Origin of the sequence: Novosphingobium sp. FKTRR1, from assembly GCF_020404405.1 — a bacterium.
Lineage (GTDB): Bacteria > Pseudomonadota > Alphaproteobacteria > Sphingomonadales > Sphingomonadaceae > Novosphingobium.
In genome coordinates this window covers 24,345-38,553 of sequence record NZ_JAIZDA010000001.1, presented here as the reverse complement: position 1 = coordinate 38,553, position 14,209 = coordinate 24,345, and the positions used below count along the sequence as shown (strand labels likewise).

Here is a 14,209-nt window from a genome sequence, read left to right as displayed (position 1 = left end):
CGGTAAAGGTTCGTTCATACGTATGCATTAGGCGGTCGCAAGCAGGGGTGAGCCTTGGCCCATCGGTCTGCCGCAAGGTCCGGATTTCAGGCGCCGCGGGCGCAGCAAAGCAGTTTGGCAGCAATACTTTCGCAGCATTACAGGGAGCCGACATGAGCAACGCCGAATTCACCCAGAGACTGGCCGAAGGCAAAGGGTTCATCGCAGCCCTCGACCAGAGCGGCGGTTCGACTCCGAAGGCGCTCAAGGGTTACGGCATTGAGGAATCGGCCTGGACCAGCGAAGCTGAGATGTACGGCCTGATCCACGACATGCGCAGCCGCATCATCAAATCGCCCGCCTTCACCGGCGAAAAGGTGCTTGGCGCGATCCTGTTCGAGCGGACCATGGACGGCACCGTCGATGGCGTGCCGGTTCCCGCAGCGCTGATCGCCAAGGGCGTGATCCCGTTCATCAAGATCGACAAGGGTTTGGAAGACGAAGCCAACGGCGTGCAACTGCTCAAGCCGATCCCCGGCCTTGACGAGTTGCTCAGCCGCTCGAAGGCGCTTGGCGTGTTCGGCACCAAGGAGCGCTCGGTGATCCACTCCGCCAATGCCGAAGGTATCGCGGCGGTGGTCAAGCAGCAGTTCGAACTGGGCGCGCAAGTCAGTGCAGCCGGGCTGATGCCGATCATCGAGCCCGAAGTGAACATCAAGAGCGAAACGCGCGGCGATTGCGACACGATCCTGCTCGCCGAAATCCTCAAGAACCTTGATGCGCTGCCCGATGGCGAAAAGGTCATGCTCAAGCTGTCGTTGCCGATCGTGCCGGGTACGTTCGAACCGCTGGTTGCACACCCCAAGGTGCTGCGCGTGGTCGCGCTTTCGGGCGGTTACAAGCGCCCCGAGGCGTGCGTCCAGCTTTCCGAGAACAACGGCATCATCGCCAGCTTCAGCCGGGCGCTGCTCGAAGACTTGCGCTTCCAGATGACCGACGCCGAATTCGATGCCGCGCTGGGTGAAGCGATCGACGAAATCTACACCGGTTCGACGGTCAAGTCGGTGCCGGTCGCGGCCTGAGGCCGACCGATTACGCTTTGAGAGGACGGAAAGGCACGCCCCTCACCCCGCAAAAGCGGGGGAGGGGCGTTTCGTTTGTGGGACAATGTTCACACCGGGGCGACTGCCTGCCGCTGATTCCGGGCTAGGCGCGCAAGGCTCCACGCGCTAGGCATCGCGCATGTCGAAATCCAAAACCAAGCCGGCCAAGCCCAAGCCGATCGAAATCATTCCCTGCCAGCTCTATCTGATCTCGCCGCTCGACGTGACCGGCGGTTTCTCCGACAGGCTGGCGCGCGCACTCGATGCAGCGCAAGTCGCCGCGTTCCAGTTCCGCGTCAAAGGCATCGATGATCATGCGGCCGCCAAGCTGGCCGAGCCGTTGCAGCGCATCTGCGCCGACCGCGACGTGGCCTTCATCGTCAACGATTCGATCGGTCTGGCCAAGCGTCTGGGCGCCGATGGCGTCCATCTGGGACAGGGCGACGGCGCAGTGGCCGAAGCGCGCGAACAGCTTGGCCGCGATGCGCAAATCGGCGTGACCTGTCAGGACAGCCGCCACCGCGCGATGGCTGCGGGCGAGGAGGGCGCCGATTACGTGGCGTTCGGCGCGTTCTTCCCGTCAGCGACGAAGGAAACCGAACACCGCGCCGAGCTGGAACTGCTGAGCTGGTGGTCGGCGGTGTTCGAGCTGCCCTGCGTCGCGATCGGCGGAATCACGCCTGCCAACTGCGCCCCGCTGATCAGCGCGGGCGCCGATTTTCTGGCGGTAAGCCACGCGGTATGGGGCGGTGACGAAGCTGCTGCCGTACGCGCCTTTGCCGAAGTTTTGGCCGCGACGCCGCGCGGAACCGACTAGGCCGCTACGGGGTTTCACTGATCCGCCCGGCATGGCAGAAAGCGTGATGACCGCGGCGTTCGGCGGCAAAAGGATACGACAGAGATGACGACCGGCAAGGAATTGGCATCGCGCGAACTGACGCTGCGCAGCGTGGTGCTCGGCGCGCTGCTGACGGTGGTGTTCACCGCGGCCAATGTCTATCTGGGCCTGCGCATCGGGTTGACCTTTGCCACCTCGATCCCGGCGGCGGTGATCTCGATGGCGGTGCTGCGCTTGTTGCCCGGCGCGACGATCAAGGAAAACAACATCGTCCAGACCATCGCCAGCGCGGCGGGAACGCTGTCGGCGATCGTGTTCGTGCTGCCCGGCCTGATCATGGTCGGCTGGTGGAGCGGTTTTCCCTATTGGCAATCGGTGTCGGTCATCGCCATCGGCGGCATTCTCGGCGTGATGTATTCGGTGCCGCTGCGCCGTGCGCTGGTCAGCGGATCGGACTTGCCCTATCCCGAAGGCGTTGCCGCTGCCGAAGTGCTGAAGGTCGGCGCGGGCGAGGGCGGGGCCGAGGAAAACCGCCGTGGCCTTGCCGCCGTGGTGCTGGGCAGCGTGCTGTCGGTGGTCTACCCTTTGCTGGGCAAGCTCAAGCTGGTGGCCGAAGGCGCTAAGACGATCATCCCGGTCGGCGCAGGCGGCACATCGCTGTCCGCAGGCCTGTCGCTGGCGCTGCTGGGTGTCGGCCACCTTGTCGGGCTGGCCGTGGGGCTGTCGATGCTGGTCGGCATCGTGATCAGCTTTGGCGCGCTGCTGCCGCTTTATACGGCTACGGGCGCGCCTGCGGGCACCGACCTTGCAGACTTCATCGGTGACGTGTTCGTCCACAAGATCCGCTTCATCGGCGTCGGCACGATCAGCCTTGCCGCCGTGTGGACCCTGCTCAAGGTGATCGGTCCGATCGTGCGCGGGATCGCCGCTGCCATCGCTGCCGACCGCACCCGCAAGGGCGGCGGCATGGGTTCGCTCGACCTTACCGAGCGCGACCTGCCGATCGGCATCGTGGGCGGTACCATCGCGTTGCTGATGGTGCCTATCGCGATCCTGCTCAGCGGGTTTGCCACCGGCGGTCCGGTCAGCGCGACGGGGATCGGCATTGCCGTGCTCTATGTGCTGATCGCGGGCGTGATCATCGCTTCGGTCTGTGGCTACATGGCCGGGCTTATCGGTGCTTCTAACAGCCCGGTTTCGGGTATCGGCATTCTGGCGGTGCTGGGCATTTCACTGATCCTCGTCGCCTTGTTCGGGCGCAGCGGCGGTGGCAGCGACACCAAGGCGCTGGTCGCCTTCGCGCTGTTCGTCACCTCGATCGTGTTCGGCGTCGCAACGATTTCCAACGACAACCTGCAGGATCTCAAGACCGGGCAACTGGTCGGCGCAACGCCCTGGCGCCAGCAGGTCGCGCTGATCCTGGGCGTGGTCTTCGGCGCGCTGGTGATCCCGCCGATCCTAAGCCTGTTGAACTCGACGTTCGGCTTTCAGGGCGCGCCGGGATTGCTGCCCAATGGCGGCAAGGACGCGCTGGCCGCACCGCAGGCCGCGCTGATCTCGGCCATTGCGCAAGGCGTGCTGGGCGGCAACCTTGACTGGTCGCTGATCGGGCTGGGCGCGGCCATCGGCGCGGTCGTGATCGTCATCGACGAAATCCTGCGCAAGACCGGCAAGGGCTCGCTGCCGCCGCTCGCGGTGGGCATGGGCATGTACCTGCCGATGGCGGTGACGGCGGTTGTCGTGATCGGTGCGATCACCGGCCACGTCTACAACACCTGGGCCGCGCGCCAGCCCCGCGCCGAATTCGCCGAGCGGATGGGCGTGTTGACCGCCACCGGCCTGATCGTCGGCGATGGCCTGTTCAACATCGCTTACGCAGGCGCGGTGGGTGCGACCAACAATGCCGACATTCTGGCGATCACCAGCGAATCCGCATGGACGACTCCGGTAGGCATCGTGGTGTTTGTCGGCTTCATCGCGTTCGCCTACCGCCGCATGGTGAGGGCAGCGCAAGGCTAATTTTTGCGGCTGCAAGCGCCGAGGAACTTACAGGCCGTCGGTCTCGGGCGCGTCGGTGCCGTTGCTGCCGGCAGCGCCGGCGCGCACGCAGCGCACTCCTGTTTCCTGGCCATCGCCGTCGAGCCGCCGCAGCGTCGCCTCGCTCTTCACGCGATACCGATTGCCGACAAACGGCCCCGACGTCATCGTCAGCCGGTCGCCCAACCGCAAGTAGTTGCCTGAGGCCGCGCCGACGTAATAGCTTGAATCCGGGGCGATACGGAAGTTTTCCGCAGGCACCGCAACCGGCCGTCGCGCAGCATCGCCGGGCACCTCGCACGTCCACGGACCTTGCACGAGCACCCGCAACTGGCCGCCCGGAGAGGCCAGTGCAAGGTGCGCTGGCAGTGCAGCAAACCCCGTCAGCAGCAGGGCAAACATGATCGGGCGGGCAAGGGCGGATGTCTTGGTCACGCTGCGGGCGCTACCACGTCGGCGCGAGTTCGTCACGATGGTCTGGACATCACTTCGTCAGGGTGGCTTGATGCAATCGGCCGCAGCGGCTAAGGCCCGCCAACTCCGATCAACGGCAGGGCTCTTTCCATCATGAAGATCAGCGGCGTGGACATCCGTCCGGGCAATATCCTGGAATACGAAAAAGGCATCTGGAAGGTTGCCAAGACCCAACACACCCAGCCCGGCAAGGGCGGGGCGTTCATGCAGGTCGAGATGAAGAACCTCATCGACGGCCGCAAGACCAACGTGCGCTTCCGCAGCGCCGATACGGTCGAGCGCGTGCGGCTTGACACCAAGGACTTCCAGTTCCTGTACCCCGAAGGCGATGACCTCGTGTTCATGGACGTCGAAACCTACGACCAGATCACGCTGCCGTCCGATCTTCTTGGCGATGCCGCCGCTTTCCTTCAGGACGGCATGACCGTGCTGCTCGAAATGTATGACGAGCGCCCGATCTCGGTGCAGTTGCCCGAACAGGTCGAAGCCACCATCGTCGAAGCCGACGCCGTGGTGAAGGGGCAGACCGCCTCGTCCAGCTACAAGCCGGCGATCCTCGACAACGGGGTGCGCGTGATGGTTCCGCCGCATATCGGCAGCGGTACGCGCATCATCGTCGACGTCTATGAGCGCACTTACGTCAGCAAGGTGGGCTGACCCATCGTGTTGTCCAGCATGCGCGGAGAAATTTGAATGGCTGCAATTTCCGGACTGATCCGGGTCATGGAACGTGCTGCGCGCAAGGCTGGCACGCGGCTGCGTCGCGACTTCGGCGAAGTCGAACACCTTCAGGTCAGCCGCAAGGGGCCTGCCGACTTCGTGTCGAAGGCCGACCAGAACGCCGAACGCACGATCTATGACGAGCTGCGTCTGGCGCGGCCCGACTGGGGCTTCGTGATGGAAGAAGGCGGCGTGATTCCTGGCGAACCGGGCAAGCCGCGCTGGATCATCGACCCGCTCGATGGCACCAGCAATTTCCTGCACGGCATCCCGCACTTCGCGATCTCGATCGCGGCGCAGGAGCCCGCGCTCGATGGCAAGGGCCCCGATGGCAGCGGCTGGGGCGATGTCATCGCCGGGATCGTCTACCAGCCGGTGACCGACGAAAGCTTCTGGGCGGAAAAGTCGCGCGGGGCTTGGTTGCAGGACCGCCGCCTGCGGGTTTCGGCGCGGCGGCACATGGACGAAGCCTTGATCGCCACCGGCATCCCGTTTTCGGGGCGCGGCGACATGGCCGAATGGGTGCGGATCTATGCCGAACTGGGCCCGCGCATCGCCGGAATCCGGCGCTTCGGCGCCGCATCGCTCGATCTGGCATGGGTCGCCGCAGGGCGATTCGATGGCTATTGGGAAAGCGGTCTGAAGGCGTGGGATTCGGCCGCCGGATGCCTGCTGGTGCGCGAAGCGGGCGGTTTCGTGTCCGATTATCGGGGCCGTTCGCTGCCGATCTGCGACGAAACGCTGCTGGCCGGCAACGACCAGTTGCATTCCAAGCTGCACAAGCTGCTTGCTGGTGCGCTGCGCAACGCCTGACGAAATCGGCGCAAAACCAAGCATAACGCATATTGCCACTGCCGGGCGACGCGGCTAAGCCGCTCCTCGCCCGGCACAGTGCCCCTGTGGTGGAATGGTAGACGCGACCGACTCAAAATCGGTTGGAGAGATCCGTGCCAGTTCGAGTCTGGCCAGGGGCACCACTTACTGCTGATGGCTTGCTCGGGAGTAGCCATGCCGCAACGGCGGCATCACCCGAGCAGAAACGCCGCCGTTTGGCATCGGCCATTTAGCATTGGCCTCAGAAGCGGTTGATCATGTTTTCCAGCCATTCCTGACGGCCTGACCGGGGTTTCGGGGCCAGGTCGCAGGTGAGCGCCAGATCGGCGATCGACGCAAGTGTCGCAGTGGGCGCGTGGATGGCCTGCCCCAGTTCCCCCTGCCAGCCCGCGTAGCGCTCCTTGCGGAAGGCATCGACTTTGCCATCAGTGATGATCGCTTCGGCCTTGAGCAGCGCGTGCGCGATGGTGTCGATCCCGCCGATGTGGCCGTGGAACAGGTCGGCCGCATCGATGCTTTGGCGGCGGACTTTGGCGTCGAAATTGAAGCCGCCGGTGGTGAAGCCTCCGGCGCGGATGATTTCCAGCATGGCCAGGGTCAATTCCTCGACCGAGTTCGGGAACTGGTCGGTATCCCACCCGTTCTGGTGGTCGCCACGGTTGGCGTCGATCGAGCCGAAGATGCCCAGCGCCCGCGCCATCGCAATTTCGTGCTCGAAAGTGTGGCCGCCCAGCGTCGCGTGGTTGGCCTCGATATTGACGCACACTTCGTTCTCAAGGCCGAAGCGCTTGAGGAAGCCATAGACCGTCTGGGTGTCGAAATCGTATTGGTGCTTGGTCGGCTCGTGCGGTTTGGGCTCGATCAGGATCGTGCCGGCAAAGCCGATCTTGTGCTTGTGTTCGACGACAAGGTTCAGGAATCGCCCGAAGTTTTCCTGCTCGATGGCGATCTCGGTGTTGAGGATCGTGTCATACCCTTCGCGGCCGCCCCACAGCACATAGTTGGCCCCGCCCAGGCGGTGGGTGGCCTCCAGCGCATCGCGCACCTGACTGGCGGCCCAGGCAAAGACTTCGGGATCGGGATTGGTCGCAGCGCCCGCCATATAGCGCGGATGGCCGAACAGGTTGGCCGTACCCCACAACAGCTTGCGGCCATGCTGCGCCTGCAACGCCTCAAGATGATCGACCGCTTCGGCAAAGCTGCGGCGGAACGTGGCGAGATCGGTGGCATCGGCCATCACGTCGACGTCGTGGAAACAATAGAACGGCACGTCGAGCTTTTCGACGAAGGCCAGTGCGGCCTCACGCTTGGCATGGGCGGCGGCGGCATCGTTGGCTCCGGCGTGCCATGGCCGGGTGAACGTGCCCGCGCCGAACACATCGCTGCCCGGCCAGCAGAATGTGTGCCAGAAGCACACCGCCAGGCGCAGGTGATCCTCCATGCGTTTGCCAAGGACCAAACGATCCTTGTCGTACCAGCGATAGGCGAGATCGCTGGCACTGTCGGGGCCTTCATAGCGGACGGTATCGAACGGCGCGAAATAGTCGGCGGACATGGTGGGTTACTCCTTGATCTGGGCGATGAGCGGGAAAGCGGCGCGGAAGCAGGCGAGCTTGGGTGCGAGCGCTTCGGCAAGGCTGGCGTCGGGCTCGATGACATGGCGGACTGGCGGGCTGGGGCAGGCATCGGCGATGCTGGCGCCGGTCACCGCGATCTGGGCAAGCCGTGCAGCGCCAAGCGCGGGGCCGACTTCACCGCCTTCGAGATAGACCAGCGGCACCCCGAGCGATGCGGCGATGATTTGCCCCCAATGGGCTGAACGCGCGCCTCCGCCGATGACTTTCAGCGCGGTCAAGGCGGTGCCCGCTTCGCGCAGTGCGGCAAGTCCGTCGGCATGGGCAAAGGCGACGCCTTCGAGCACGGCGGCAGCAAGCCGGGCGGGAGTGGTGTCGTTGTCGAGGCACACGAACGCGCCGCGCACCTGCGGATCGTTGTGCGGCGTACGCTCGCCCGAAAGGTATGGCATGAACAGTTCCGGCCCGCTGGCAGGCCCGGCCTGCCCGGCCAGCGCGAAAAGGCCGGGAACATCGCAGCCGATCAACCGCGCCGCCCAGTCGACGCACGATGCGGCCGAGAGATGGACGCTCATCTGGTGCCACATGCCGGGCAGCGCGTGGCAGAAGGCATGCACTGCACGTGCCGGGTTGGGACGAAATTCGCGCGTTGCGACGAACGTCACACCCGATGTGCCCAGCGACAGCAGGGCGTCGCCATCGCCGACCACGCCGACACCGACCGCGCCTGCCGCGTTGTCGCCACCGCCTGCCGCGACCGGCACACCGGCCATGCCCCAGCGTGCGGCGATTTCGGTCCGCAAGGTGCCGGTCGCCTGCGTTCCTTCGTACAGCCGGGGCATATGACTTTCGGAAAGGCCGCAGGCGGCCAGCATCACTTCGCTCCAGCGCCGTTGCGCCACATCGAGCCAGAGCGTGCCCGCACTGTCGGCCATGTCAGAGGCCTTGTCGCCCGTCAGGACGAGGCGGACGAAGTCCTTTGGCAGCAACACGCTGCGCACTTGCGCGAAGACCGCTGGCTCATGCTTGCGTACCCACAGCAGCTTGGGCGCGGTGAAGCCGGGCATGGCGATGTTGCCGGTCATGGTGCGGGTGCGCGGCTCGGCACGTTCCAGTTCGGCGCATTCGGCAAAGCTGCGGCCATCGTTCCACAAGATCGCAGGCCGCAGGGGTCGGTCGTCGGCGCCCAGCAAGGTGGCGCCGTGCATCTGCCCCGCAAGCCCGATGCCCGCGACGCCCGAGCGCAAAACCGGATCGAGCGCGAGCACCGCCGCTTCGGTGGCCCTCCACCAGTCGTCAGGGTCTTGTTCGGACCACAGGCTTTCTGCGCGCGCGACCGATAATGGCGCCGTTGCCTGAGCGAGGACCGTGCCCGACGGTGCGGCGATCACCGCCTTTACGCCGGACGTGCCGACATCGATTCCCAGAAACACCGTGCCGCTCTCCCAATGACGGTCGTTGCCGCCAAGTTAGCGCTACCATTGTCGGGCTGGCAAGAGGCTATCAACCCTTCGAAGGGTGTCAGGCGATGGCGTACTTGTGCCCGCCCCTTACGGTCACTAGGCGAAGGACGCGATGACCACGACGCCACGCAAACCCCGTTCCGGCAAACGCGGCCCGACTGTCGCGGATGTTGCCCGTTGTGCCGGTGTCTCGCCGATGACGGTGTCGCGCGTGATCAATTCCGAGCCGAACGTGATGCCAGCCACCCGCGAAAAGGTGGAGGCGGCCATCGTCGCGCTTGGCTATGTGCCCAATCCTGCGGCGCGCAGTCTGGCCGGGGGGCAGCAATGCCGCATCGCGCTGCTTCACGCCAATCCCAGCGCCGCTTATCTCAGCGAATTCCTGATGGGCAGTCTGGCACAGGCCAGCAAGCTCGATGTGCAACTGATCGTCGAGGATTGCGATCTGCTGGCGGACCCGGCAGAACTGGTCCGGCGGCTGATCGACCATCGCGTCGATGCGGTGCTGCTGCCGCCGCCACTGTGCGATGACGAAGTCCTGCTGAAGGCCTTGCATTTGGCAGGCCTTCCGATCGCGCAGATCGCCACGGGCCGCCCGGCGGAATTCGCTTACGCGGTGACCATCGACGACGAAGCTGCGGCCCATGCGATGACCGGTCGCCTCATCGGGCTGGGCCACCGCCGCATCGGGTTCGTCGCCGGGGCCACCAACCAGACCGCCAGCGCCCTGCGCTTTGCCGGTTACGCCCGCGCCTTGTCCGAGGCCGGTCTGACACCGGACGATCGACTGGTGAGGGAAGGGGACTTCACCTATCGTTCGGGGCTTGTCGCGGCCGAAGCGCTGCTGGCGCTGCCCGAGCCGCCAACCGCGATCTTCGCCAGTAACGATGACATGGCGGCGGCAGCAGTCGCGGTCGCCCACCGTCACCGGCTCGAAGTGCCGCGAGACCTGTCGGTCTGTGGCTTCGACAACAGCGCGATGGCGACCACGATCTGGCCCGAGATCACTACCATCGACCAGCCCGTGGCTGAGATGGCGAGGCGAGCGACAGCGCTTCTTGCCGAAGCCGTTCGCGGTCGCGCTGGCCCGCCTGCCTTCGTTGCCCGGCATATCCAGCTGGCATTCAAGATGCTGCCCCGCGCGTCGGATGCTTGTGCGCCGCCGTGCGCGCAAAATCATGGACTTGGGACTTGAAACGATGAACGGCTCAAACGCATGACCGGACCGGTCACCCATCGCAAAACGAGCGCGCGTCGCGAAGCGGCCGGGGTACTGGCCGATGGCACTGCGGTCGATGCCGTGGTGCTCGCCAATGCCAACGGCGTTTCTGCCCGGATACTGAGCTACGGTGCGACATTGCAGGCGCTGATCGCACCCGATGCGCACGGGCGACTGGCCGACGTCGTGCTGGGTCATGACGATGTTGCAGGTTACGAGCGGACGCGCGCGTTTTTCGGCAGCACCATCGGCCGTTATGCCAATCGCATAGCAGGCGGACACTTCACGCTCGACGGCACAAGCTACCAACTGGAGCAAAACAACGGTCCGAACACGCTCCACGGAGGGCCGCGCGCCTTCGATCAGGCGATCTGGGACATTGCGCATATCGGCGCAGAGATCGGCGAGGATACCGAAGCATCGGTCACGCTGACCCACCTCAGTCCGGATGGCGAGGGCGGGTTTCCCGGAGAAGTCCGCGCCTCGGTTCGCTATGCGCTGGATGCGGACAACAACCTTTCGATCACCATGACCGCCACGACCTCGCGGCCTACCGTCATCGCGATGACCAACCACGCCCTGTTCAATCTTGCGGGGCTGGATCGCGCGGGCGACGGCGCGCCGCAGGGTGCGATGCGCCACCGGCTGACGATCCCCGCCGCCGCCTTCACCCCGGTCGACGCCGACTTGATCCCGACTGGCGAGTTGCGCCGAGTTGCAGGCACCGTGTTCGATTTCCGCGCGGGCCGGATCCTGTCCGATGGTCTGCGCGACGGGACCGAGGCGCAGATCGTCATCGGACGCGGCTACGACCACAATTTCGTGCTCGACAAAGGGCTGACCGCGCAGCCGCAACTGGCTGCCGTGCTCGAAGATCCGGCATCGGGTCGCAGGCTTGAGGTGCTGACCACCGAACCCGGCCTGCAACTCTACACCGCCAATGCCTCTGACGGACGTAACATCGGCAAGCGAGGCACGCTCTATCGCATGGGTGACGGCATCGCGCTGGAGCCTCAGAAATTTCCCGACACGCCCAACCAACCGGCGTTTGGCTCGGCCCGGCTCGATCCGGGTCAGACCTATCGGCATGTCATGATCTACCGCCTGTCGACCGTGCGCCACCTTGATCGCTAGTCAGAGACTGCCAACCCGCGATTTTCCGGTTGCGCCACTTCGCACAGCCGCTAGCCTTCGCGGCATGAACCTGAAAACCCGCGCATTCGCCAGCATTCTGGCCGCCTCGGCCGCAGCGCTGATCACCCCGTCGGCTCATGCGGCCGATGACCTCGCCGCGACGATCCGCGCCGACCTGCCCGGCTTGGTCGCGACTTATCGCGATCTGCACAAGAACCCCGAGCTGAGCTTCCAGGAACTACGCTCCTCGGCGATTCTTGCCGATGCCGCGCGCAAGGCCGGGTTCGAGGTGACCGAGAAAGTCGGCAAGACCGGCGTCGTCGCCGTGCTGCGCAATGGTCCGGGGCCGACCGTGCTCATCCGCGCCGACATGGATGGATTGCCGGTGGTCGAGCAGACCGGCCTGCCCTTTGCCAGCACCGCGCGCGGGGTTTCCACCGCCGGGGTCGAAAGCGGCATCATGCACGCTTGCGGCCATGACACCCACATGACCGCGTGGATCGAAACCGCAAGGCTGCTCGCCAGCCACCGCAAGGACTGGTCGGGCACCGTGGTGATGATCGGCCAGCCTGCCGAGGAGGTGAATGGCGGCGCGCTGGCCATGCTGGCCGACGGACTGCTCACCCGCTTTCCCAAGCCCGATTACACCATCGCCTTTCACGATACCGCCAGCCTGCCATCGGGCACGATCGGGCTGCGTCCGGGCTTCGCGCTGGCCAACGTCGACATGGTCGACCTGACCGTGCGTGGCGTCGGCGGGCATGGCGCCTATCCGCAATTGACGCGCGATCCGATCGTGCTGGCCAGCGCCATCGTCATGCGCCTGCAAACTCTGGTTAGCCGCGAAAGCAGCCCGTTCGACCCGTCGGTCGTCACCGTCGGCGCGTTCCACGCCGGGGCCAAGCACAACATCATCTCGGACGAGGCGCAGTTGCAGCTTACCGTGCGCAGCTACTCCGATGCCTCGCGCAAGTTGCTGCTAGACGGCATCCGCCGGATCGCCAAGGCCGAGGCGGAGGCGTCCGCCGTCCCGGCCGACCGGATGCCGATCGTCACCGTGCGCGAGCCCCACGGCAGCGCGACGTGGAACACGCCCGAATTGACCGCGCGGATGGGTGCCGTGCTGCGCGCCCGGTTCGGCGAGGAACGGGTGCGCGAAGTCGGCCCCGAAATGGCGGGCGAAGATTTTGCCGAAATCGCCCGCACCGATCCGCAACACATCCAGTCGCTGCTGATCTGGGTCGGCGGGCGGCCCGCCGAGGAAATCGATGCAGCGGCAAAGGATGGCAAGATCCTGCCCGGTCTGCACAGCCCGTTCTGGGCGCCCGAGGCGGACAAGGTGATCGCCGCCGCAGCCGAGGCGCTCACCGCCGAGACGCTGGCATTGCTGCCAAAACGGTGACAGTTCATCAGGCGGCGGGGCTTGTGTTCCCGTTATGTTCGCGGTAGAGCGAGCGTATGGCCAAACCCAAACGTCGCTATGTCTGCCAGGCCTGTGGCAGCGTCACCACCCGTTGGCAGGGGCAATGCCCCGATTGCGCCGAGTGGAACACGCTGGGCGAAGAGGCGGCAGAAACGGTCTTTTCGTCAAAGCATGATCTGACCAGCGGTGGCCGGATGATCGGCTTCGTCTCGCTCGATCACCCGGTTGCGCTGCCGCAGCGGCGCAAAACGGGCCTTGCCGAATTCGACCGCGCGCTGGGTGGCGGGCTGGTGCCCGGATCGGCCATTCTGATGGGCGGCGATCCCGGCATCGGCAAGTCGACCCTGCTGTTGCAGGCAGCGGCGTCGATCGCGCAATCTGGGGCCAGCGCGATCTACATCAGCGGCGAAGAGGCTTCGGGGCAGGTGCGGCTGCGCGCCGACCGGCTTGGCCTTGGCAAGGCACCCGTTCGACTGGCTGCGGCCACTTCGGTCCGCGATATCCTGACTTCGCTCGCCACGGTTGAGCCGCCCGCCTTGCTGGTCATCGATTCGATCCAGACGATGCATTCCGACCAGATCGAAGGGGCGCCGGGTACCGTCAGCCAGGTCCGCGCCAGCGCTTTCGAACTGATCCGCTATGCCAAGGAAAACGGCGTGGCGCTGGTGCTCGTCGGGCACGTGACCAAGGACGGTTCGATCGCAGGGCCGCGCGTGCTCGAACACATGGTCGATGTGGTGATGAGCTTTGAGGGCGAGCGCAGCCACCAGTATCGTATCCTGCGCGCACTCAAGAACCGCTTCGGCGCGGTGGACGAGATCGGCGTTTTCGCGATGGCGGGCGCGGGGCTTGAAGAAGTCGGCAATCCCTCGCTGCTGTTCCTCTCGGGCCGGCCGGATACCGTTGCCGGAAGCGCGGTGTTTCCGGCGCTTGAAGGCACGCGGCCAGTGCTGGTCGAAATTCAGGCGCTGACGGTACGTCTGCAAAGCGGAGCGACACCACGCCGCGCGGTGGTCGGCTGGGACAGCGGGCGGCTGGCGATGCTGCTTGCGGTGCTTGAGGCGCGCTGCGGCCTCAACTTTTCCACCGCTGAAGTCTATATCACCGTCGCGGGCGGCTATCGGCTAACCGATCCGGCGGCAGACCTTGCGGTGGCGGCAGCGCTCGTCTCGGCGTTGGCCGACCGCCCGCTACCCGGCGATGCCGCGTGGTTCGGGGAAGTTTCGCTGGCAGGTGAGGTGCGGCCCGTCGCCCACGCTGGAATCCGCACCAAGGAATCAGCCAAACTCGGCTTTACTCGTGCCTATGGCCCGGATGGCGGCGGCGAACCCGTCGCGGGCCTTGCCTATACCGCGTTGCGACTGCTGCCAAATCTCGTTGACCGCATTGTAGGTGGTTCCTAGACACGAGG

Annotated in this window: 12 protein-coding genes and 1 tRNA gene; 10 read left to right on the top strand and 3 right to left on the bottom strand. The window is 65.4% G+C overall.

Annotated features, from left to right (window positions below):
- Window positions 1-152: 152 nt before the first annotated feature.
- The 3 genes from LDN95_RS00180 to LDN95_RS00170 all read left to right on the top strand — a co-directional run bounded on the left by LDN95_RS00180 (window position 153) and on the right by LDN95_RS00170 (window position 3,939).
- Window positions 153-1,061 carry a fructose bisphosphate aldolase gene (locus LDN95_RS00180; protein WP_226015608.1) on the top strand — a complete coding sequence of 303 codons (909 nt, stop codon included), beginning with the start codon at window positions 153-155 and terminating at the stop codon, window positions 1,059-1,061.
- A 160-nt stretch (window positions 1,062-1,221) separates the two neighbouring features.
- Complete coding sequence (thiE, locus tag LDN95_RS00175) at window positions 1,222-1,899, top strand: thiamine phosphate synthase (protein WP_226015607.1); 678 nt, start codon at window positions 1,222-1,224, stop codon at window positions 1,897-1,899.
- Window positions 1,900-1,983: 84 nt separating this feature from the next.
- A complete protein-coding gene (locus LDN95_RS00170; RefSeq protein ID WP_226015606.1) occupies window positions 1,984-3,939 on the top strand; it encodes an OPT family oligopeptide transporter in 1,956 nt (651 codons plus the stop codon).
- 27 nt (window positions 3,940-3,966) lie between these two features.
- On the opposite strand, the gene LDN95_RS00165 is transcribed toward LDN95_RS00170, so the two are convergent.
- A complete protein-coding gene (locus tag LDN95_RS00165) occupies window positions 3,967-4,392 on the bottom strand; it encodes a hypothetical protein (RefSeq protein WP_226015605.1) in 426 nt (141 codons plus the stop codon).
- A gap of 132 nt (window positions 4,393-4,524) precedes the next feature.
- Here LDN95_RS00165 and efp point away from each other — a divergent pair, with 132 nt between their 5' ends.
- The 3 genes from efp (at window position 4,525) to LDN95_RS00150 (ending at window position 6,128) form a co-directional block, all read left to right on the top strand.
- The gene (gene efp, locus LDN95_RS00160; protein ID WP_226015604.1) at window positions 4,525-5,088 is read left to right on the top strand and encodes an elongation factor P; all 564 of its coding nucleotides are present in this window, start codon (window positions 4,525-4,527) and stop codon (window positions 5,086-5,088) included.
- A gap of 36 nt (window positions 5,089-5,124) precedes the next feature.
- On the top strand, window positions 5,125-5,964 hold the full coding sequence (locus LDN95_RS00155) for an inositol monophosphatase family protein (RefSeq protein ID WP_226015603.1): 840 nt from the start codon (window positions 5,125-5,127) through the stop codon (window positions 5,962-5,964).
- Between the two features lie 80 nt (window positions 5,965-6,044).
- A tRNA-Leu gene (locus LDN95_RS00150) sits at window positions 6,045-6,128 on the top strand.
- A 98-nt stretch (window positions 6,129-6,226) separates the two neighbouring features.
- On the opposite strand, the gene xylA is transcribed toward LDN95_RS00150, so the two are convergent.
- Window positions 6,227-7,540 (bottom strand): xylose isomerase, encoded by a 1,314-nt coding sequence (gene xylA / locus LDN95_RS00145; protein ID WP_226015602.1) that lies wholly within the window; start codon window positions 7,538-7,540, stop codon window positions 6,227-6,229.
- Between the two features lie 6 nt (window positions 7,541-7,546).
- Window positions 7,547-8,992 carry a xylulokinase gene (xylB, locus tag LDN95_RS00140; protein WP_226015601.1) on the bottom strand — a complete coding sequence of 482 codons (1,446 nt, stop codon included), beginning with the start codon at window positions 8,990-8,992 and terminating at the stop codon, window positions 7,547-7,549.
- A 142-nt stretch (window positions 8,993-9,134) separates the two neighbouring features.
- Here xylB and LDN95_RS00135 point away from each other — a divergent pair, with 142 nt between their 5' ends.
- From LDN95_RS00135 to radA, 4 genes are all read left to right on the top strand, one after another.
- Window positions 9,135-10,217 carry a LacI family DNA-binding transcriptional regulator gene (locus LDN95_RS00135; protein ID WP_226015600.1) on the top strand — a complete coding sequence of 361 codons (1,083 nt, stop codon included), beginning with the start codon at window positions 9,135-9,137 and terminating at the stop codon, window positions 10,215-10,217.
- Between the two features lie 21 nt (window positions 10,218-10,238).
- Window positions 10,239-11,375, top strand: coding sequence for an aldose epimerase family protein (locus LDN95_RS00130; RefSeq protein WP_226015599.1), 1,137 nt, complete (start codon window positions 10,239-10,241; stop codon window positions 11,373-11,375).
- A 64-nt stretch (window positions 11,376-11,439) separates the two neighbouring features.
- Window positions 11,440-12,777: an amidohydrolase gene (locus LDN95_RS00125; RefSeq protein ID WP_226015598.1), complete on the top strand. Its 1,338-nt coding sequence runs from the start codon at window positions 11,440-11,442 to the stop codon at window positions 12,775-12,777.
- 56 nt (window positions 12,778-12,833) lie between these two features.
- Complete coding sequence (radA, locus tag LDN95_RS00120; protein ID WP_226015597.1) at window positions 12,834-14,201, top strand: DNA repair protein RadA; 1,368 nt, start codon at window positions 12,834-12,836, stop codon at window positions 14,199-14,201.
- Window positions 14,202-14,209: the final 8 nt, after the last annotated feature.